Origin of the sequence: Pseudomonas sp. FEN (assembly GCF_904067045.1) — a bacterium.
Lineage (GTDB): Bacteria > Pseudomonadota > Gammaproteobacteria > Pseudomonadales > Pseudomonadaceae > Aquipseudomonas.
The window spans coordinates 224,758-243,616 of the sequence record NZ_CAJFDC010000013.1 but is presented as its reverse complement, the minus strand read 5'-3'; the positions used below and the strand labels follow the sequence as shown (position 1 = coordinate 243,616).

Below are 18,859 nucleotides of genomic sequence, written 5' to 3'. Positions count from 1 at the left end.
CATGTCTGTTCCCGTGATGAGTGAAACGGCACCCTGGGTGCTGGTAGAACGGCGCCTGCCGTGGTCGTTGCTCGGCCTGCTGGTGCTGGCGTTCGGCATCGTGCCGCTGGTGGGCAACGACTATTGGCTGAGTGCGATCCTGATCCCGTTCCTGGTGCTGTCCCTGGCGGGACTGGGGCTCAATCTGCTGACCGGCTACACCGGACAGACCTCGGTCGGCGCGGCGGGCTTCATGGCGGTGGGGGCCTTTGCCACCTACGGTTTTCTGCTGCGCCTGCCGGAACTCGGCTTGCCCCTGGCGCTGCTCGGTGGCGGCATTATCAGCGGCCTGGTGGGCTTCCTGTTCGGCCTGCCCAGCTCGCGGATCAAGGGTTTCTACCTGATGGTCACCACCCTGGCCGCGCAGTTTTTCCTCGAGTGGTTGTTCGTCAAGTTTCCCTGGTTCTACAACTACGGCTCGTCCGGGACCATTTCCGCGCCGAGCCTGGCGTTGCTCGGGCATGACCTGAATACCCCGCTGGGCCGCTACCTGTTGACCCTGGTCACGGTGTTGCTGCTGACCTGGGTCGCGCGCAACCTGGTGAATAGCCAGACCGGGCGCAACTGGATGGCGATCCGCGACATGGACACCGCCGCGGCCGTCATCGGCATCCCGGTAGCACGCTACAAGCGCCTGGCGTTTGCCGTCAGCTCCTTCTACCTGGGTATCGCCGGGGCGCTGTGGGCGTTCGCCTACCTGGGCACGGCCAGCGCCGGCAGCTTCGATATCAATCGGTCGTTCCAGATCCTTTTCATCATCATTATCGGCGGCATGGGCAGCATCGCCGGCAACTTCGTCGGCGCGGCCTTTATCTGCCTGCTGCCGATCCTGCTCAGCCACCTTGGGCAGGCCTTGCTCGGCGGGGCGGTGGATGCCGGGCAGTTGCAGAACCTGCAGAAAATCATCTTTGGCGTGCTGATCATCCTGTTCCTGATCAAGGAACCAGAAGGACTGATCCGCCTGCTGAGCAATACCCGCGAGCGGCTGCGGCACTGGCCGTTGCGCTTCTGACTTGGCGACTTCCCATACCTGGAGAACCTTTCCACCATGCGTGCACTTTTCAAACGATCACTGGCCGCCACGGCCCTGGCCCTGACAGTTCTCGGCACGATGAGTCCGATGGCCGAGGCTTCGTCCGACCAGCAGTTCTTTCCCCTGGCCACCTATCGGGTCGGTGCCTATGCCTCCAGCGGCGTGCAGGTCTGGGCCGGGATGATCGACTACCTCAATTACATCAACGACGCGGAGGGCGGGATCAACGGCGTCAAGCTGGTCTGGCAGGAGTGCGAGACCGAATGGACGGCGGAGAAGGGCATCGAGTGCTATGAGCGCTTCAAGAACGGCCTGGATGGCGCGCCAGTGGCGGTCTATCAGCCCAACGGCGCGCCGGCGGCCTACGCCCTGAGCGAACGCGCGGAAGTCGACAAGATCCCGCTGATCACCCTCGGTTACGGGCGCACCGAGGCCACCGACGGCAAGGTCTTCCCTTATAACTTCCCGGTGATGCTGACCTTCTACAGCGAAGCCTCGACCCTGGTGAACTATATCGCCCAGCGCGAGGGCGGTTTCGACAAACTCAAGGGCAAGAAGATCGCCACCGTCTACCACGACTCGGCCTATGGTCGCGAAACCCTCGGGCCGCTGAAACTGCTGGCGGAAAAATACGGCTTCGAGAATATCCAGATTCCAGTGGCCGATCCGGGCAACGAACAGTCGGCGCAATGGCGGCAGATCCGCCAGCTCAACCCGGACTGGGTGTTCCTGCGCACCTGGGGCGTGTCGACGCCGGTGGCGGTCAAGACCGCCGCACGTTTTGGTTTCCCGGTTGACCATATCGTCGGCGATATCTGGGCCAGCTCCAGCGAAGACGTATTGCCGGCTGGCGCGGCGGCCAAGGGTTACCTGGCGCTGACACCTTACCCGGCGGGCACGGACTTCGAGATTCACAAGCGTCTCAAGCAGTACATCCTCGACAAGGGCAAGAGCGACCTCAAGGACCTGGGCAACTTCGGCAGCGTCTACTACAACTCCGGGCTGGTGAACGCGGCGATTGCGGTGGAAGCGATTCGCACCGGGCAGGGCAAGTTCGGCAAACGCCCGTTGCAGGGCGAAGAAGGGCGCTGGGGATTGGAACACCTGGACATCGACGATGCGCGACTCAAGGCCATGGGCTTCTACGGCCTGATGCAGAACCTGAAGCTGTCCTGCAGCGATCATGAAGGCGGTGGATCGGCGCGGGTCCAGCAATGGGACGGTAGCCACTGGAGCCTGGTCAGCGATTGGATCGCGGCGGATCGGGCGTTGTTGCGGCCGCTGATCGACGCGAAGTCGGCGGCCTTCGCCGAGGAAAAACACCTGACTCCGCGCACCTGCGCGGCGGGTGAGTGAACCATGGGCCAACCCGCGCTTGAAGCCAGCGCCGCACCGCTGTTGCAGGTCTCGGACATCGAGGTGATCTATGACCGGACGATCCTGGCGGTGTCCGGGGTGTCCCTGAGTGTGCCCAAGGGCGGCATCGTCGCCTTGCTCGGGGCCAATGGCGCCGGTAAAAGCACCACCCTCAAGGCCATCTCCGGGCTGGTGCGGGCCGAGCGGGCACAGGTCACGCGCGGCAGCATTCACTTCCAGGGACGTGACAGCCTGGCGGTCGACCCGAGCCAGCGTGTGCGCGACGGCCTGGTGCATGTGCTGGAGGGGCGGCATGTGTTCGGTCAGTTGACGGTGGAGGACAACCTGCGCAGCGGTGGTTTTGTGCGTGGCCTGAGTCGACGGCAGATGCAGGACGACCTGGAGCGGCTGTATGCCTGGTTTCCACGCCTGAAAACCAAGCGCAAGACCCAGGCCGGGCTGACCTCCGGTGGCGAGCAGCAGATGGTCGCCATCGGTCGGGCCTTGATGACGCGGCCGACGTTGGTCTTGCTCGACGAGCCTTCCATGGGCCTGGCGCCTATTATCGTCGAGGAAATCTACGAGATTGTCGCGCAGCTCAATCGTGAGCGGCAGGTCAGCTTCCTGATTGCCGAACAAAACATTAACGTAGCGTTGAAATACGCGACCCAGGCCCATGTGCTCGACACCGGTCGGGTGGTGCTCAGCGGCACGGCGGATGAATTGCTGGCCCGTGGCGACTTGCACGACTTCTACCTGGGCAAGCACTGACAAGAGAGTGAAGAATGAGTGAAACCCTGAGCGGACAGGCGACACACGCCGTCCCGGCGGTTGCGGGTCGCGCCGATGTGCTGATCGTCGGCGGTGGTTTGAGTGGCGCCATGTTGGCGGTGCAGTTGCTGCGCCTGCCGGGCCGGCGGCGGATCCTGATCGTCGAGCCGCGTGCCGAGCTGGGGCGGGGTGAGGCCTATAGCGCCACGGAGCTGGGGCATACCTTGAACGGCAACGCGGCGCGGATGAGCGTCGATCCGGACAATGCCGATGACCTGACGCAGTGGCTGCAAGCCTATATCGCCGAGGGTGGCTGGCCTGAGTCGGATCAACAGCATGTACCGATCAGCGAGCTTTTTCCGCCTCGGGGAATCTTCGGTCTCTATGTTCAGCAGCGGTTGGCCGAGGCGAGGGCGCGAGGGGCGGTGTCGGGATCGACGGCCGAGCATGTGCGGGCTGAGGCGGTCGATCTGCAAAGCGACAGTGGCGGTGTGCGGCTGACACTGGCCGATGGTCAGCGTCTGGAAGGTGCCTGCGCGGTGCTGGCGACCGGCTTGTTCCCGGCGGCGCGGACCCGGCAGAAACACTCCAGTGGCCTGAATGCGGCGGCGCTGGACCCTTGGGATGTCGCGGCCATGTCGCGACTTGATCCGCGGGGGACGGTACTGATCATTGGTTCCGGGTTGACCATGGTCGATGCCGTGGTCTCCCTGGAACAGGCTGGGCATCGCGGGCCGATCCGGGTGTTTTCCCGGCATGGGCTGTTGCCTCATGTACGGCGTCAGCCGCCGACGTGGGTGGACTTCCTGGCGGCGGATCACGGTATTCGTAGCCCCCGGCAGTTGCTGCGCGAGGTGCGGCGCCAATGTACCGCTGCGCTGGAGGCCGGGATCGACTGGCAGGCCCCACTGGACACGGTGCGAGCGCATATCGGTCGGCTCTGGAGCCAGGCCGGCGATGTTGAGCGTCGGCAGTTTGTCCGGCATGTGCGACCGTGGTGGGAGAGCCATCACCACCGCTCGCCGCCCTTGAGTGCCGAGTTGGTGGCGCGTTTGTATCAGGAAGGGCGGCTGACCATCGAGGCGGCATCGTTCAAGGGGTTGGACGAACCACGGGATGGGCAGGTGAGTATTTCCATCCGTCCACGGGGAGAGGCGCGCACGGTCACGGTCACGGGGATGGCCTTGATCAACTCCACGGGCATTGAATATGACTGGCGACGGGTGGATCGGCCCTTACCTCAGCAACTGCTGGCACGCGGGCTGGTGCGCCCGGGGCCGTTGGCGTTGGGCATTGCGGCTGATCCGGGTGGGGCGGTGGTGGACGCCGAGGGCGCTATCTCCACACGCTTGTTCGCCATGGGCCCGCCGTTGCGCGGCATGTGGTGGGAGAGCACGGCGGTGACCGACGTGGCCAGCCAGGCGAAGGCGCTGGCGGTGCGTCTGGCACAACTGACGGCCGCGCGGAAAGACCAGGGTTGAGCTAAAAATTATTAGAATTCAGGGGGTTGCCAGTGTCATTCAACTAGGACATAATGCGCGCCATCAGCTCGGGCGGCAACGTCGCGAACGCTGAAGAATCAAGGAGTTGCGGCAAGCCAGTCTTGCAAGGGCGCTCGATTCGACCTGAGGCCGAGTAGCAAAATGGTTATGCAGTGGATTGCAAATCCATCTACGCCGGTTCGATTCCGACCTCGGCCTCCACTATTCAAAGCCCCGTAGATCAATAGTCTACGGGGCTTTTTTATTGTCTGAAAAATGAGAAGGGTTCCGCAACTATTGGTAGGAGTTCCGCAACTCGACATCATTTCGTTGGGTTTACGATCTCGCCAACCCGACGATAGACCTTTTCGTCATCCCTTCTTTCGAGCGTCCAAGCAGCCTGCTGGCATGGCCTATATCCTCGATTTCGCTGTCGGCTTTCGGCCGAATATCCCTGAACTGGAACTTTCGGCTGGTTGCTGCAAGCTCATCGTCACCAGAGGTCGCCGTGTTCATCGCGGCCTTTTCTCTTGCTTCATCCCACCTGTTGTGCAACATGGGGTACCTGTTGCAGCCTTCAGGAGTCCGCTGACGGGACTGATGAGGCGGTGAAGGTGTTTTGTGGGGGTACGTCAGCGATCCTCGTTGATAGGGCTGTTTTTGCCGTTCGATAATCGCTAAAAATTATTTAAGGAGTTGGCACTTGTCGCTGATGTGAGCTATGCCTAAAGCTCCGATCATCAAGGACTGAAAGGAGCTAGTTATGCCGCTAGGAGTGCACGAAATTGTTGCTGGTTGCGTTGCCTACTTAGACGGCGAGGCACTCATTGCCGATCAGGCTGTATCTGATCCAGAAGGGGTGGGGACCATAGGTATCAGGCCATTTCTTTGTATATCAACTGAGGGCGGAAGTTCCAAATGGCTGACGCTAACAACGCAACGATCTCTAGAGCGAGTGTCTTTGTGGGGCTATCAAATAAACGGCCCCCTTACATGGCGCACGACTGAAAATTTTGTGACGGACGCCCGTAAGGTTTTTGAAGGGCCCAATACTTCTTTCATTGCAGCGAGTCATTCTGATCACGCAAGTAATAATCGGCCTATGGTAAGTGCTGCGGGGTTAGTTTTGGTGTTGAATATGGTTGCGTATTACACCGCCCAAGAACACTATGAGGACGATGAGGATGTAGAATATTTAGAGCCTCAGCAGCAGTATTTTAATCCATATCAACAACAGGTTTTCAACCCCTATCAGCAGCAGTACGTTTACCAGCCTCAGAATGGAAATGGATATATAGACGGCACTGGTCTTTGGTTTCCGCCTCAGCAATAAATGGGATGCGACATGCAGTCATGCTTTGCCAAGACGGCGTGATTTGTTGAAGTAGGATATTTGTGTTCTACCCGGCATGGAGCCGGATCAAAGAGTGTGTGAAGATTGGAGTTGCCGAGTTGAAAGCGCATCGTCGTCATCGTCCATGGTCGCGACGAAGCGCAGGCAGAAAAAGTGGCCAATGAGATCATGGCCTTGGGCGGGTAATCAATATTTCCAGCCTTGCTGCAACGATGGCACCTCATTTTTCCACTGGATCTATGCTAACCAAAGACGCGTATCAGCGCTGGTTGATCACCCATTTTGCCGCGGTTGGCGCGGTGATATCGTTACCGCCGTTGGCGATATGCTTTTGCATGTGTACATAGGCACGCAGCGCCTCCCGTTCGGTCAGGCCATAGTTGATGCGCATCGTGTCTATTGCGCTCACGACGGGGGCGGCGTTCCGGTCAGCGGCCGCCTGTTTTCCCTTGCTGAGCCGGATCGCGCCTGCCGCTGGCGGCGTCGGCCCGGTGATATCCCACAGCACCCAAGTCTTGGCTTTCAATTTCACGCGCAAGTGGTAGCCGACTGCGTTGACCGATAGCGAAATGTGGGGCTCCGGGTCGGCCCCACCAGCGGCACCGCCCAGGCCTCCCCGGTGTACACCGGCGGTTATGCACCAGGAGTGATTGATCATCAGATTGAGTAGGTCGGTTGCGGGATCGGCCACCGGCTCGTTGGTCGTCGCGTTGTTGAGCAGTTCCACCAAGCCGCGCTGGTCGATGGTTTTGAGGATGGGGACTTGGGCGTTACCCGGAAACAAGGGTACGGTCTGGTTATACCTGCCGATGACTACTACGATCCCGCGCTCGTCGAGCTTCCTTGGCATGATGCTTCCTTCTCAGGTGAAGAAACAACGACCATTCGCATGGCGAAGCGCAGCGCCCTCGCATGCGATACAGGCCAGTCCTAATTGTTGCCGATCTGGAGATCGGTCAATCATAGCATTCTAGTCATCGTGTCAAACGGGAATGCCGCGGTACTTTTTATGCCGCTCGCGCCGCCATCGTCCTCTTTGAACGCTGTATTTTGCCAATGAATTATTGCGCTGATCTGCAGTCCAATATTTTACTCTTACCAGCTTTCAGGACGTCCCAATGAAGCGCGCAGTAATAATGCTCCTGGCCATTTCCGGCCCTCTCTTGCTGGGAGGTTGCGTGCCTATCTGGGACGACGGAGGCGGGTACGGTCGTGATCATGCCAGAGGATATGATCACGGTCGCAGATATGAGCAGGGCGACGACAATGATCAAGGTCGAGACCGCGGATATGATCGTGGTGACAACGACCGACGGTATGATCGCAATCACGGTCGTGATCGCGATAATCGGGATGACTGATCCTTTAAGACTTGATGACGGCCTGTGGGGTTAAGGCAGCGTTTTCGTCCGCATCGGAAAAGTGAATGATTTTTTTGCCATCGAAATAAATAAGATCGCGAACATAAATCTATTCCCATTTTCCGCAGGGGGCCGACAACCCGTTCGGATCAGCGCCTATTTCTTCCTGGCACTAGCTTCTGCGGCAAGGCACTCAAGGGCAAACTGCTCGGGGTAGGTCATTTGAATGGCGGTGGTTTCTCCCTTGACGGTTCTTTCGCCATCAAGAATGTATCGAATGCGCTTGTCGGTCACGCCGATGCGTTTTGCGATCCATGAAGGCGTTTGTCCGATGCGCGAAATCAGCTTGTCGGCATATTCGGTGGAAGGGTTGTAGCGCTCTGCGTTGGGTGTCATGTGACGTCCAGATAAAAGTTGGTCTGCGATGCGTTCATAGGGTGTAGGGCACGGTGCGCCAACTATTGGATGGTGTCGTGATCTCCATGACGCTCATTATGACCTATTCTGGGCCGTGGTAAGGTGATGGCCATTTTCACTACCGTCCCCTTTGTGAGCGCCTGGTTTCGATGATCTTTGGTCCTGATCCGTCCGCCATTCTGTTGCTTCTCCTGTTGATGTTGCTGGCCGCGATAAGCGGTGTCGGGTTGCTGTGGGTCCTGGTTGCCTTGCTGTTTGCGCCGTTGCGCCGTCACCTGCGGCGTAATCCTCGGCGTTATGCGTGCTTGATTGCGCTGGCCCTGGTGTTTGTCGGGCTGGGTGGAGTGATATGGCGCGACTTTCAGCGTATCGATGATGAACAGCAGGCCCGACAGCAGGCGCTGAACCCCCGATTGCAGGCCGATCTACACTTGGGCGAGTTGCATTTTCCGGCGGGCAGCCAAGCGCATCTGGGGACCTTGGACCCGCTGAGTTGGGATGGAAAGCCCCAGGCGCACGGTCTTGAAAGCTTGAAATCCATCGAGTTGCCCGCCCCCCTCGAGATCTTGGGGTTGCCGGTGGTGGCAATTGATTTTTCGCCGGAATATGACAGCTCCCGTGTCCATCTGGAGCATGACCACTTCGTGCAAGGCTGGTCCTGTGCCGCGGGCAGCTGGGCGACCTTCAGGCGGGAAATGGAGGACACGTACCGGCCCAGCCGCTGGCATTTTTCCGCGTGTGGCCTGGTCCCGGGCGTGAGTATTGCCGGTGTGAGCTGGCCGGCGGGCACGGTGGTGCATGGCGACGGTTCGAGCTGGATGCTGAGGGCCGAGGACGCGGACAACCTGGACATTGCCCTCGATGGACTTCAATTGGTCGCGTTGCGCATGATCCTCGATCCACAACGGCGACCTGAGAGATGGGAGGGGCAGCTGGCGCAGCCCGCCACGCTGGGGGACTGGCGTTACCCGGCGGGTACGCGAGTATGGGGAGATTCCCGTGGCGCCTGGCTGTTCAGTCCTACCGATAAACAGGACGCGGTCAATCTTCGTTCGGGTGAAAAAATCGCCCAGGGCCGCTCCATCCTCCAGCGGCGCGGCAGCGAGGCTTCGGTGACCATCAAGGCCAACAGTGAGGTCGGGGTGATCGACTGGTTTGTGATCACACCGCAATGACCCTGTCGGGCGCGATGCCTCATTCTGGATGCTGCTCGCGGTCGTGGACTATATGAACGGGACAGGCGCAGACCATCCTTCATCAGACGTCTGTCCAGACCCAGCGCGCTCCAAAATCTGGCTTTCGCTCGACGGGGCACTAGCTACAAGAGAAGATAGGGCAGGGTATCTCACGATGCCCTTAGCATGGCTCAGTCAAATGCCAGTGCGTTGAGCACATGCACAGGATCGTTGTGAATGGCCCTCAGAAGTGCTTTCGCCGGACCAGTAGGTTCACGCCGGCCTTGCTCCCAGTTACGTAGGGTACCCAACTGAACATCGATCATCGCGGCGAACTTGGCCTGGCTCAGTCCGGTAGCCTTGCGAATTTCTTTGATCTGCAAGGCGTCGACGGTAAATTCGCGGGAGGGTTGACGTTCGCCACGCACGATTTCGTCCATTTGCTGCACGCTTTCCATCAGCTCAGCAAAGAATTTGCTCATGGTTATCTCCACTTTTCAATGACCGCTTTCAACGCCTTGCGTTCGTCGATGGTCAGGTCTTGCTGTTCATTCTTTGGGTAGATCATCAGCAGTGCTATCTGCGATGCCGAGACAAAATGGTAGTAGATTACTCGGGCACCACCCCGTTTTCCGTGGCCCTTAGCCGCGACACGGATTTTCCTGATCCCGCCAGTACCTTCGATGACATCGCCAGCCGAGGGAGCCAGCACCAGAGCCCTTTGAAAGCTTGTATAGGCATAGTCATCGAGCAGTTCCCTGACGCGGCGGATGAACAATGGAGTTTCAATAAATACCATGGCAAATATACGCCACTGACTTACTTCCGTGCAATCCTATACCTGAGGGGGCGGACGTTCACATGTCTTCTGTAACGGTATGTTTATGTCCGCATGGGTCGTCAACGGGTGATTGACCGCAAGCATGAGCACGACTTGTCCTTGTTGCATCGATCGGCAGAGCGCACGGCCCCATTTTTTTCTTTCACTTTGTTCCTGTTGAAACCGATCACGAGCACTATGATAGAGAACGAATCCACGAGTATTGAAAAGTTTTCGGTTCTGATTTGTGCTGTCGCCTTCTATAGCTTCCGAATCCGAGATTTGAACAATAAGTGCAAATAGCTGACTCATCTATTTGACTCGGATTTATACCCTCGGCGGTCAGAAGAAGGTGGCAGTATTTTGAAAGGCTCAACCAGGCTTCGCCATGCGTAACAAGGGCAGAGTTTGCATTATGAGTTGGCCTGCTAGAGGACCACGGGGTTTGTTCGCCCGTCCACAGCACGCCATGAACAGCCTCTATGTCACGGATCATTTGCAGCTGTACCTCATAGCAGCATTCCCTGATGCAGGGGCCAAGGGCCACCCTCAAGTTGCTCTTGTCAATTCCAGCGAGAGAAAAAGCATTGAAAGAGTTCTTTATAATTCCCGCGGACAAGCCTCTCCAACCCGCGTGAATCGCAGCGACAAAAGGTTCGGCAGTAGAGCTCACCAGAATGGGTAGGCAGTCTGCGGTTATGATCGAAATGGGGCGCGAGGATTTAGTAAAGACTGCGTCAGCGGTTATTGTTCCTGAGTCATCGCTAGCACGAGCCTCAATCACCTTGCTGGAGTGTTCTTGTTGTGGATGAAATTCATTGGCAGGTAAACCGTTTTTCGTAATATTACAAAATCCGTGCTCAATATGAGTTATCGCCGATAATTTTTTAGAAAAATACACGAAGAGTCACCTTGCTGGAGTAAGTGTGTGCATTCTCAATCAAGACATCTATTTTGATCCGTGTGCTGAGAAAATCATACATGAATGCTCCAGCGGATCGGGTAGACAGCTTGCTCATGCTATGAGGGTAGAAAAAGCACTTCGCCTCATCATGTGGTCGTTGATGACTCACTCGCTCCGGGGAGAATCTGATCCTGGCGGTTTCTTGTGCCGCCAGTGCAGCTCGACAGCGCTCAATCAATGCGAAATTACCTGCTGAAAAAACTCATATTTCCCACGCGTTTCAGGCGTGGGAGAATATTGCGTGCGCCAAACGCCGGGGCTACTGTTCAAGTGTCGCTGCAAATTCAGCGATACGGGTTTTGCAGCCCGGAACTACAGAGGCGTACAGCGCCGCGAATGCGGTATTTTCATGCTCGCATCATGGCGAGCTGTGCGCAGGAGGCTTCGGCCTGCCGGTCCTCTGTTCCGGTCTGCAAACCTGTGTACAGCTTGCCACCTTTCGTTTTGCAGCGTGAGGTGATGAGTTCCTTTTCCTAACAGAGGAGCTTTACCGTGACCAAGAAAATCACCCCCGATCCACCGACCGCCGGCAAAACCCTCAGCACTGCCGACAAAGACCTGTACTTGCGTAAAGTCTCTGACGCACCCTCCAGCGAGTTTGAACCGACCCCAGCAAACCCGCTCCGTTTGCTCGATACCCTCGCGTTCACTTGCTCCAAGCCCGTCACTCCCGAAGCCCCGTACAAGCCCACACTGTTTGCCATCCAGCCGGGCATCAACGCCCAGGATGCACTGACCTACGTTTCCAATCTGCTGGAAACCGCCGAACTCAATGGTGACGAAATCAGCCTGCATACCAACCCTGTCGAGAGGGCGTTGTTCTGGGCATGCTGCATTCGGTGGAAGTGGCGCGAGCGGTGGTGGATGCCCTGCTTGAGGGCGCGTCTCCGTCCAATCAGCGATCATCGGCATTGGATAGTCATCTGATTGATTGAGGTGCTAAAGGCTGTCGCCAAAGTTCTGATCTTCGCGCCGCTGGTTGTCGTTGGGTGCGGAGATCAGTGGGGCGGTGCTGGCAACGCGGAAAGGGCGGGCCGCCAGGGGAGCCCGCGACCGGCTATTGCGCACCTGCCAATAGCCGGAGCACAGATTAAGCGTGAGTCACGGACAGCTGACTGATAATGCAAATCGAGCCATCGGTTGCTGGCGTGGTATCCGTATAGTCGATCTGATTGTAAATTCCGCCGTGGAAATCGAAAGCTTTGGACATCCAGGAGCTTCCCAACCGAAGAGTCGGGGAGGATGCGGAGTTACCGCCGATGCTGGCGCTGACGACAACGGCACCCGCCGACGTCGTATGGATGCTCACCTGAAATTTCGCACCTAATGCAACGTTCCCCAGCAGAAATTTAGGCGTTGGGTCGGCACCGTTGTAGTTCGTTCGAAACGCATAGGTGAGCGAACCCTTCTCCCAGAACACCTTGATTGCCGGATTTACATCGTCCTGAACATGCATCTGTGAAACCACTACCTTCTGTGCGGAGTTGACCTTCACCAGTGTCATCTCTTGCTGGTTCCAATGGTTGGCCGCGCTAACCAGTGTCCAATAATTCGACTCTTTCCATTCGCAGCGTGTTCGATGTGTGCTCTTGCTGGATGCGCCCTTGGTGGGCGCCGTGAGCTGAATAGACCCATCCGCCAGCCGGACTATTACGCTAGGGCACTCTTCGAGCGCTTTGAGGCCGTTCAGTTCAAGCGCTACCGGGTTAGTCGCTGACGTCGGCAATGGGGTGGCAATGTCGAAGTTACTGATATCTACAGTCATGATTGTCTTCCTTGGCATGAGAGTTGGCCGGGTCTGGGGAATACCAGGTACTCGGTTGAGTAACGTGAGACTCACGTGGGTGCTGATTGTTCAACAGGTAACGCTAAGATTGGCCGGGTCTACAGATGGCCAGAAAAAAGGCGGCCCAGAAGAAAGCATCCGAAAGGGGTTGGCTCTTTTGCCACGCATGTCCATGTTGCGTCTTCGTCGCGGTCTGTTAATTACAACGGAAGTAACCCCGTTTCAATCCTGTCTATACTCTGATCGCGTCGCCCGAGGGGGCGTCGCAATCGATGTCTACGGCAGCGACCGGGCAAGCCACTCCCCTCATCAAGTGGAGACGCATCGTGACCCATTCACACATTCATATCCGCTGGTTCAAAGAGCTGGGTATCCACGATGTACCGCTGGTCGGTGGCAAGAACGCCTCGCTGGGGGAGATGTACCAGAACCTGACCGCTGCGGGGGTGCGCATCCCCAACGGGTTTGCCGTGACCGCCGAAGCGTATCGTTATGTCCTTGAACACAATAAGGCCTGGCAGCCCCTGCATGCGGCACTTGACGGACTCGACCCCGACAACATCAAGGACCTGCAGGCGCGCGGAGAAAAGGCGAGGGCGATTGTATACGGCTGTGCGGTGCCGGAAGATCTGAAGGCGGCCATATTGCAAAGCTATGCCCAGCTCAAGCAGCAATACGGTGAGAACATTTCATTGGCGGTGCGTTCCTCGGCGACCGCCGAGGACTCGCCGGAGGCCTCATTTGCCGGGCAGAACGACACCTATCTGAACATCGCCAGTGACGATGCCCTGCTCGATGCCTATAAGCGTTGCCTGGCTTCCAACTTTACCGATCGCTCCATCCACTACAAGTTCGACAATGGCTTTGATTACTACAAGGTCTATCTTTCCGTCGTGGTCATGAAAATGGTGCGCAGCGATATCGGGGCCAGTGGCGTGATGTTTTCGCTGGACACGGAAACAGGCTTCAGGGATGTCGTCTTCATCAATGGGGCACTGGGGCTTGGCGAGAATGTCGTGCAGGGCACGATCGACCCCGATAGTTTCTATGTGCACAAACCCAGCTTGCTCCAGGGCTATCGTGCCGTTCTGAAGCGCGGCCTGGGTAGCAAAGCAAAGAAGATGATTTTTACCGACACGCTCAATACCGGCAATATCGCGCTGGAATACACCGGGAATGTTGAAACGTCCAGAGAAGAACGAGGCCGTTTTTGCATCTCCGATGCGGATGTCACGGTACTGGCCGACTATGCCATCAAGGTTGAAAACCACTACTCCGACAAAGCCGGTTTTTATAAACCCATGGATATGGAATGGGCCAAGGATGGGATCGATGGCCAGCTCTATATAGTGCAGGCGCGCCCGGAAACGGTGGCGTCGCAAAAGCAAGGGAGCGTGCTTGAAATCTACCAGCTCAAGCAAAAATCGAAGGTCCTGCTCAGGGGGAAGGCGGTCGGCACCCGAATTGGTGCCGGCAAGGCGCGTGTCATCAACGACGCCAGGCATCTCAGTGATTTTCAACCAGGCGAGGTGCTGGTCTCGGATACCACCACACCGGACTGGGAACCGGTCATGAAGACCGCTGCGGCGATTGTGACGAGCCAGGGTGGCCGTACCTGCCATTCCGCCATTGTGGCGCGTGAACTGGGCATCCCCGCCATCGTGGGCGCTGGAAACGCGTTGGAGCAGATCAAAACCGGCACACCGATCACCATCAGTTGCGCCGAAGGCGAAACCGGAAATGTCTATGAAGGCATTCTGGGGTTTGACATTCAGCAAACCGATCTCAGCCAACTGGGACATCCCAGAACCAAGATCATGATGAACCTGGGCAATCCCGATCAAGCCTTCAGCCTTGCCTCGCTACCGGTGGATGGCATTGGTCTGGCGCGGATGGAATTCATTATCAATGAATATATCAAGGTCCATCCGATGGCGCTCGCACACCCGGAAAAACTGGATGACGCAACACGTGAAAAGATCGCCGCCCTGAGTACCGCTTACGATGATCCCACGGACTTTTTCGTCAAGACTCTGGCCGAAGGCGTCGCCACAATCGCGGCGGCAGTGTATCCAAAGCCCTGTGTAGTACGCATGAGCGACTTCAAAAGCAATGAATACGCGACCTTGTTGGGGGGTAAGTATTTCGAGCCGGAAGAAGACAACCCGATGATCGGTTTTCGTGGCGCTTCCCGTTATGCCCATCCTGCTTATGCCGAAGGCTTTGCTCTGGAGTGCGCGGCAATGAAGCGGGTACGAGAGGAGATAGGCCTGACTAACGTCAAGTTGATGATCCCTTTTTGCCGCACGGTGAAGGAGGGCGAAAAGGTGTTGGCGGCGATGGCCAGCCATGGCCTCAAGCGCGGCGAAAACGGATTGGAGGTCTATGTCATGTGTGAGATTCCCAACAACGTCATCCTGATCGACGCCTTCGCCAAACTGTTCGATGGATTCTCCATCGGCTCCAACGACCTGACCCAGTTGACGCTCGGCGTGGATCGCGATTCGGAAATCGTCGCCTTCGATTTTGATGAACGCGACCCAGGGGTGAAACAGATGATTCGCCTGGCAGTGGAGGGCGCAAAACGCAACGACCGCCACTCCGGTCTCTGTGGACAGGCACCCTCTGATTATCCCGAGATGGCTGAGTATCTGGTGGAGCTTGGTATCGATTCGATGAGCCTCAATCCAGATGCGGTACTCGCCACAACTCGGCATATTCTGGCGGTGGAAGAGCGCCTGTCACGCAATCGCAAATCGTAAAATCGCTAGGGGTAGGCCGGTCAGATGATTTTCAGATCTATTTTTTTACCTTGAATCGACTTAATTCCCGTTGCATCAGCGAAGCTCGCGCGGAGAGATCTTTTGCCGCCGCTGCGCAATTTTGCGAGTTGGATTGGTTTTGCTGCGTCACCTCATCGATCTGCTCAAGGCCGATACTCGCTTGCTGCAAGCCAGAAGCCTGCTCGCTGGAGGCTTGATAAATCAGAGAAACCAGGCTGGACACCGCGCTGGTTCCGCTGACGATGTTTTTGAGTGATTCGGCGGTTCGGCCCGCGATGATCATGCCGCGTTGTGTCCTGCTCGAGGAGTCGGCAATCAGCGCGGCTGTCTGCTGCGCCGCCTCGGCGCTGCGGGCCGCCAAGCTACGTACTTCGTCCGCCACCACGGCAAAACCGCGCCCGAGCTCACCCGCCCGGGCGGCCTCGATGGCCGCGTTCAATGCCAGCAGATTGGTTTGTGCGGCAATGTTATCGATGGTGGTGATGATCGCCGTAATGTCCCTGCCCGAATTGTCGATTTCAGCCATTGCGCCAATCAGCTCACTCATCAATTTGTCGCTTTCCCCCGCATCGGCTCGTGATGCCTGGGATTGCTCATCGGCTTTCTTGGCGTTGTCGGCATTATCCTTGGTCTGAGCGGCCATTTGCGTCATCACAGCGCTGATTTCGGTAATGGATGACGCGGAGTTGGACGCCCCATCGGACAATGACTGACTCAGATCGGTGACCTGCGCCGAGCTGCCGGTGATCTGGGTGGCGCTGGCCTGAACTTCGGAAATCAACTGATTCAGGTTGTTGACCATCTTCTCCAGTGACTTGCCAAGGGTGTCGTGGGGCGAAGACAAACGGACCTCCAGGTCCAGATCACCTTCAGAAATGCGCTCGGCCACCCGGACCTGCCGTTGCAGGCTTTCAGACATGTCGTTGAGTGCGACAGACAACTGTCCGACTTCGTCCTCGGATTCCTGCACCAGGCGACGAGAAAAGTCTCCCAGGCTGATATTGGCTGCCAATGCAGCGGCCTCGCGAATCGGTTTGACGATTTTCGCGGAGGAAAACCACAGTGCGACCAGGGCCAACAGCGAAATGACCAACCCCACCGACACTTGCCAGATGCTGTTGCTGATACTGCGCGCCTGCAGCTCCTGCTCCAGGGCAATAGCCTGGCTCATGACCACGGCCTTGGGCAGACCAATAAGCACCGCCCAGGGCTTGCCTGTGCGCCCGAGTTCAATGGGCATCAGCACTTCGATATTCTGTGTTTTCGGATTGAGCAGGCTGTCACCACGACCGCTCTGGATATCGCTCAGCACTTTTTCCCAGGTGTCAGGCAACAAGGTCTTGATGGGCTGACCGATCAGGTCGGTGCGTTGGCTATCCGCCACCACCAACCCCTGGTTACTGATGATCGAGACCGAACCTTTGCCGCCATAAAGATCGGCAGACATCTGTTCACTGAGTTTCTGGATAAATGCGATATCGAAGTCCGCCCCGACCACACCGTAGAACTTGCCATTGGATACGATCGGTACCGACAGGGTGGTCAACCATACATTTTTACCCTGAACCACGTAAGGAATGGGATCCAGCACACTTTCCTTCAGGGTATCGCGCGGGCCACTGTACCAGCCGCCTTTTGGCACCCCGTTAGGGTGACGGTCCGTAGAGTCATACTCGACCAATGGTTGTACCGCGACATGGCCGTCGGCACCACGTGTCCAATAAGGTGTAAAGCGCCCCGTCAGTGGATTACTGCCATCCCGAGCATTCCGAAATACGGAATCCTGGCCGTCCAGCCCATCTGTTTCCCAGCATGAATAGGTACCGTTGAAGTCTGGATTGTCCTTCAGGACGCTGAGTAATACGGTATTGATCTGTTCACGCCCCAACATCAGCGGGCCCTGTGCAGCCTTGCTGGCGGCAAAGGTATTGGCCATGGTGCGGGCCGCATCCAAGGCGTTCTGCAATTTGGCCTGAATGGCATTGGCACGGGATTCGGCGAGGTTTTGAATCTCGCGAATCGCCGACTTTTCGACCAACGCGGCGACTTCGCTAGTAACGTAGTGTTCGTTGCTTCGAGCAGACAATAGCCCGTAAATAACCAGACTGGCCGATGATAAAAACAAACATACCCCAGCGGTGACACAAATGCGTACTTGCAATGACTTGAATTTCATAACTCCCCCAGTGCAATCTGTTTTTATGCCGGCATGAAAGACGGCGGATTTTTATGTTTTTGCACGATGTGGCCAATGACGCTTTAATGGTCTACTGCCTGCGCTCAGATCTTTTTTTAATAAATGTCTGCCAGCAAGAACAGGGCCATGCAGGTTGTTTTTTAATCTTGGTTTTTGGCGGGAGGTCCGTTCCACAGCAGTTCTGTGTTTTTGAAGCCATATTGTTCGGCCAGAATGCGTTCAATGATTTTTTCGGTTGATGCAGGCGCGCTCATGTCGAGTATCGTGGGTTTGATGTAAGCCTTTGCTGCTGTAGAAAAGAAAATTTTTACTTTGGGGGTTAATAGTGAATACGGGTTTTGCTCCGTGACGACGCCAATATAACCGCTGCTGAGGCGAACAATCGATCCTATTGGATAAATACCGACTGATTTCACAAATGCCTGAAATACCAGACTGTCGAAATGCCGCTTCCACCCTGACATTTTATGAATGGCAATGGCTGGGCTCCAGGCTTCGTTGTATGGGCGATCCGAGGTCACTGCGTCATATACATCGCAAATGGCAGCCATGCGGGAAAAGAGGCTGATTTGCTCACCGACCAACCCATCAGGGTAACCGGAGCCATCTACCTTCTCGTGATGATGCAGGCAAACGTCCAGCACCATCTCACAGAGCGGGCTCGAGGCTCGCAAGATTTCCTCTCCCCGTTGTGGATGTTGACGGATTACCTCGAATTCTTCATCGGTCAACTTGCCTGGCTTGTTAAGAATCGTGCCTGGAATCGCCACCTTTCCGACATCGTGTAGTAAGCCTGCAAGCCCCGCCTGATGGATTAACTCTTCAGAAAAATCCAACTGATGGGCAACAGCAATCATCAGTGCACAGACGGCGACTGAGTGCATATAGGTGTATTCGTTTGAATTTTTGAGTCGTACTAAGCTGATAAATGCATTGGGGTGGCGATTAATCGATTGGGCTATGTGATCGACCAATTCATTTGCCTGATTTATAACGATTGCACGGCCCATTCGCGCATCACTGAACATTTCGACCACTGCGGACCTTGATTGTAGATAAAGTTTCTTTGCTGTTATCAGTTCTTCATTCAGCGTGATGGGACCGGTCAAGATATTGGCAGTCATAGCGTTGTCGTTTTGCGCTATAGATATATCTGCGCATCGTGAGCTGTCGACCAATCCCTCATCGATCTCTGTATCTGGGGTGTTGAGCGGGGACTGCTCACCATGAAGGGAGGGGCGATCTTTCCAATAAGGGGACGCCAAACAAGAATGACATGCTTCGTTTTTCATTCCTTGGCAAGGCTTTTCGCATTCTTTGCA

The 18,859-nt window shown here is 56.6% G+C and carries 16 protein-coding genes, 1 tRNA gene and 2 pseudogenes; 10 read left to right on the top strand and 9 right to left on the bottom strand.

Annotated elements, in window-relative coordinates:
- Position 1: 1 nt before the first annotated feature.
- From PFEN_RS15465 to PFEN_RS15440, 6 genes are all read left to right on the top strand, one after another.
- Positions 2-1,051 (top strand): branched-chain amino acid ABC transporter permease, encoded by a 1,050-nt coding sequence (locus PFEN_RS15465; RefSeq protein WP_191487684.1) that lies wholly within the window; start codon positions 2-4, stop codon positions 1,049-1,051.
- 36 nt (positions 1,052-1,087) lie between these two features.
- The gene (locus PFEN_RS15460) at positions 1,088-2,428 is read left to right on the top strand and encodes an ABC transporter substrate-binding protein (protein WP_191487683.1); all 1,341 of its coding nucleotides are present in this window, start codon (positions 1,088-1,090) and stop codon (positions 2,426-2,428) included.
- A gap of 3 nt (positions 2,429-2,431) precedes the next feature.
- Complete coding sequence (locus PFEN_RS15455) at positions 2,432-3,199, top strand: ABC transporter ATP-binding protein (protein WP_191487682.1); 768 nt, start codon at positions 2,432-2,434, stop codon at positions 3,197-3,199.
- Positions 3,200-3,213: 14 nt separating this feature from the next.
- Positions 3,214-4,680 (top strand): FAD/NAD(P)-binding protein, encoded by a 1,467-nt coding sequence (locus tag PFEN_RS15450; RefSeq protein WP_191487681.1) that lies wholly within the window; start codon positions 3,214-3,216, stop codon positions 4,678-4,680.
- Between the two features lie 148 nt (positions 4,681-4,828).
- Positions 4,829-4,902 (top strand) — tRNA-Cys (locus tag PFEN_RS15445).
- Between the two features lie 541 nt (positions 4,903-5,443).
- Positions 5,444-6,013 (top strand): hypothetical protein, encoded by a 570-nt coding sequence (locus PFEN_RS15440; RefSeq protein WP_191487680.1) that lies wholly within the window; start codon positions 5,444-5,446, stop codon positions 6,011-6,013.
- 280 nt (positions 6,014-6,293) lie between these two features.
- Here PFEN_RS15440 and PFEN_RS15435 read toward each other — a convergent pair whose 3' ends face one another.
- A complete protein-coding gene (locus PFEN_RS15435; protein WP_191487679.1) occupies positions 6,294-6,884 on the bottom strand; it encodes a hypothetical protein in 591 nt (196 codons plus the stop codon).
- 362 nt (positions 6,885-7,246) lie between these two features.
- Between PFEN_RS15435 and PFEN_RS31195 the strand changes: the two genes are divergently transcribed.
- Entirely contained in the window at positions 7,247-7,429 is a 183-nt protein-coding gene (locus PFEN_RS31195) for a hypothetical protein (RefSeq protein WP_191487678.1), read from the top strand.
- A gap of 122 nt (positions 7,430-7,551) precedes the next feature.
- On the opposite strand, the gene PFEN_RS15425 is transcribed toward PFEN_RS31195, so the two are convergent.
- Positions 7,552-7,791, bottom strand: coding sequence for a hypothetical protein (locus PFEN_RS15425; protein ID WP_191487677.1), 240 nt, complete (start codon positions 7,789-7,791; stop codon positions 7,552-7,554).
- Between the two features lie 170 nt (positions 7,792-7,961).
- On the opposite strand from PFEN_RS15425, the gene PFEN_RS15420 reads away from it, so the two are divergent.
- Positions 7,962-8,987, top strand: coding sequence for a hypothetical protein (locus PFEN_RS15420; RefSeq protein ID WP_191487676.1), 1,026 nt, complete (start codon positions 7,962-7,964; stop codon positions 8,985-8,987).
- A gap of 191 nt (positions 8,988-9,178) precedes the next feature.
- On the opposite strand, the gene PFEN_RS15415 is transcribed toward PFEN_RS15420, so the two are convergent.
- The 3 genes from PFEN_RS15415 to PFEN_RS15405 form a co-directional block, all read right to left on the bottom strand.
- The gene (locus PFEN_RS15415) at positions 9,179-9,469 is read right to left on the bottom strand and encodes a helix-turn-helix domain-containing protein (RefSeq protein ID WP_191487675.1); all 291 of its coding nucleotides are present in this window, start codon (positions 9,467-9,469) and stop codon (positions 9,179-9,181) included.
- 2 nt (positions 9,470-9,471) lie between these two features.
- Positions 9,472-9,786, bottom strand: coding sequence for a type II toxin-antitoxin system RelE/ParE family toxin (locus tag PFEN_RS15410; protein WP_191487674.1), 315 nt, complete (start codon positions 9,784-9,786; stop codon positions 9,472-9,474).
- 217 nt (positions 9,787-10,003) lie between these two features.
- Positions 10,004-10,708, bottom strand: a complete 705-nt coding sequence (locus PFEN_RS15405; RefSeq protein ID WP_191487673.1) for a polyphenol oxidase family protein — start codon at positions 10,706-10,708, stop codon at positions 10,004-10,006.
- A 555-nt stretch (positions 10,709-11,263) separates the two neighbouring features.
- On the opposite strand from PFEN_RS15405, the pseudogene PFEN_RS15400 reads away from it, so the two are divergent.
- Positions 11,264-11,706 (top strand): annotated as a pseudogene (locus PFEN_RS15400) (hypothetical protein).
- A gap of 155 nt (positions 11,707-11,861) precedes the next feature.
- Here the strand turns inward: PFEN_RS15400 and PFEN_RS15395 are convergent.
- On the bottom strand, positions 11,862-12,536 hold the full coding sequence (locus PFEN_RS15395) for a polysaccharide lyase family 7 protein (RefSeq protein ID WP_191487672.1): 675 nt from the start codon (positions 12,534-12,536) through the stop codon (positions 11,862-11,864).
- A gap of 347 nt (positions 12,537-12,883) precedes the next feature.
- Here PFEN_RS15395 and ppsA point away from each other — a divergent pair, with 347 nt between their 5' ends.
- The gene (ppsA, locus tag PFEN_RS15390; protein WP_191487671.1) at positions 12,884-15,319 is read left to right on the top strand and encodes a phosphoenolpyruvate synthase; all 2,436 of its coding nucleotides are present in this window, start codon (positions 12,884-12,886) and stop codon (positions 15,317-15,319) included.
- A 37-nt stretch (positions 15,320-15,356) separates the two neighbouring features.
- Here the strand turns inward: ppsA and PFEN_RS31490 are convergent, their stop codons facing one another.
- From PFEN_RS31490 to PFEN_RS15380, 3 genes and pseudogenes are all read right to left on the bottom strand, one after another.
- Entirely contained in the window at positions 15,357-16,142 is a 786-nt protein-coding gene (locus tag PFEN_RS31490) for a methyl-accepting chemotaxis protein (protein WP_412071447.1), read from the bottom strand.
- 111 nt (positions 16,143-16,253) lie between these two features.
- Positions 16,254-17,231: pseudogene (locus tag PFEN_RS31485) on the bottom strand (HAMP domain-containing protein); the annotation flags it as partial.
- Between the two features lie 446 nt (positions 17,232-17,677).
- Positions 17,678-18,829, bottom strand: coding sequence for an HD-GYP domain-containing protein (locus PFEN_RS15380; RefSeq protein ID WP_412071446.1), 1,152 nt, complete (start codon positions 18,827-18,829; stop codon positions 17,678-17,680).
- Between the last annotated feature and the right edge of the window lie 30 nt (positions 18,830-18,859).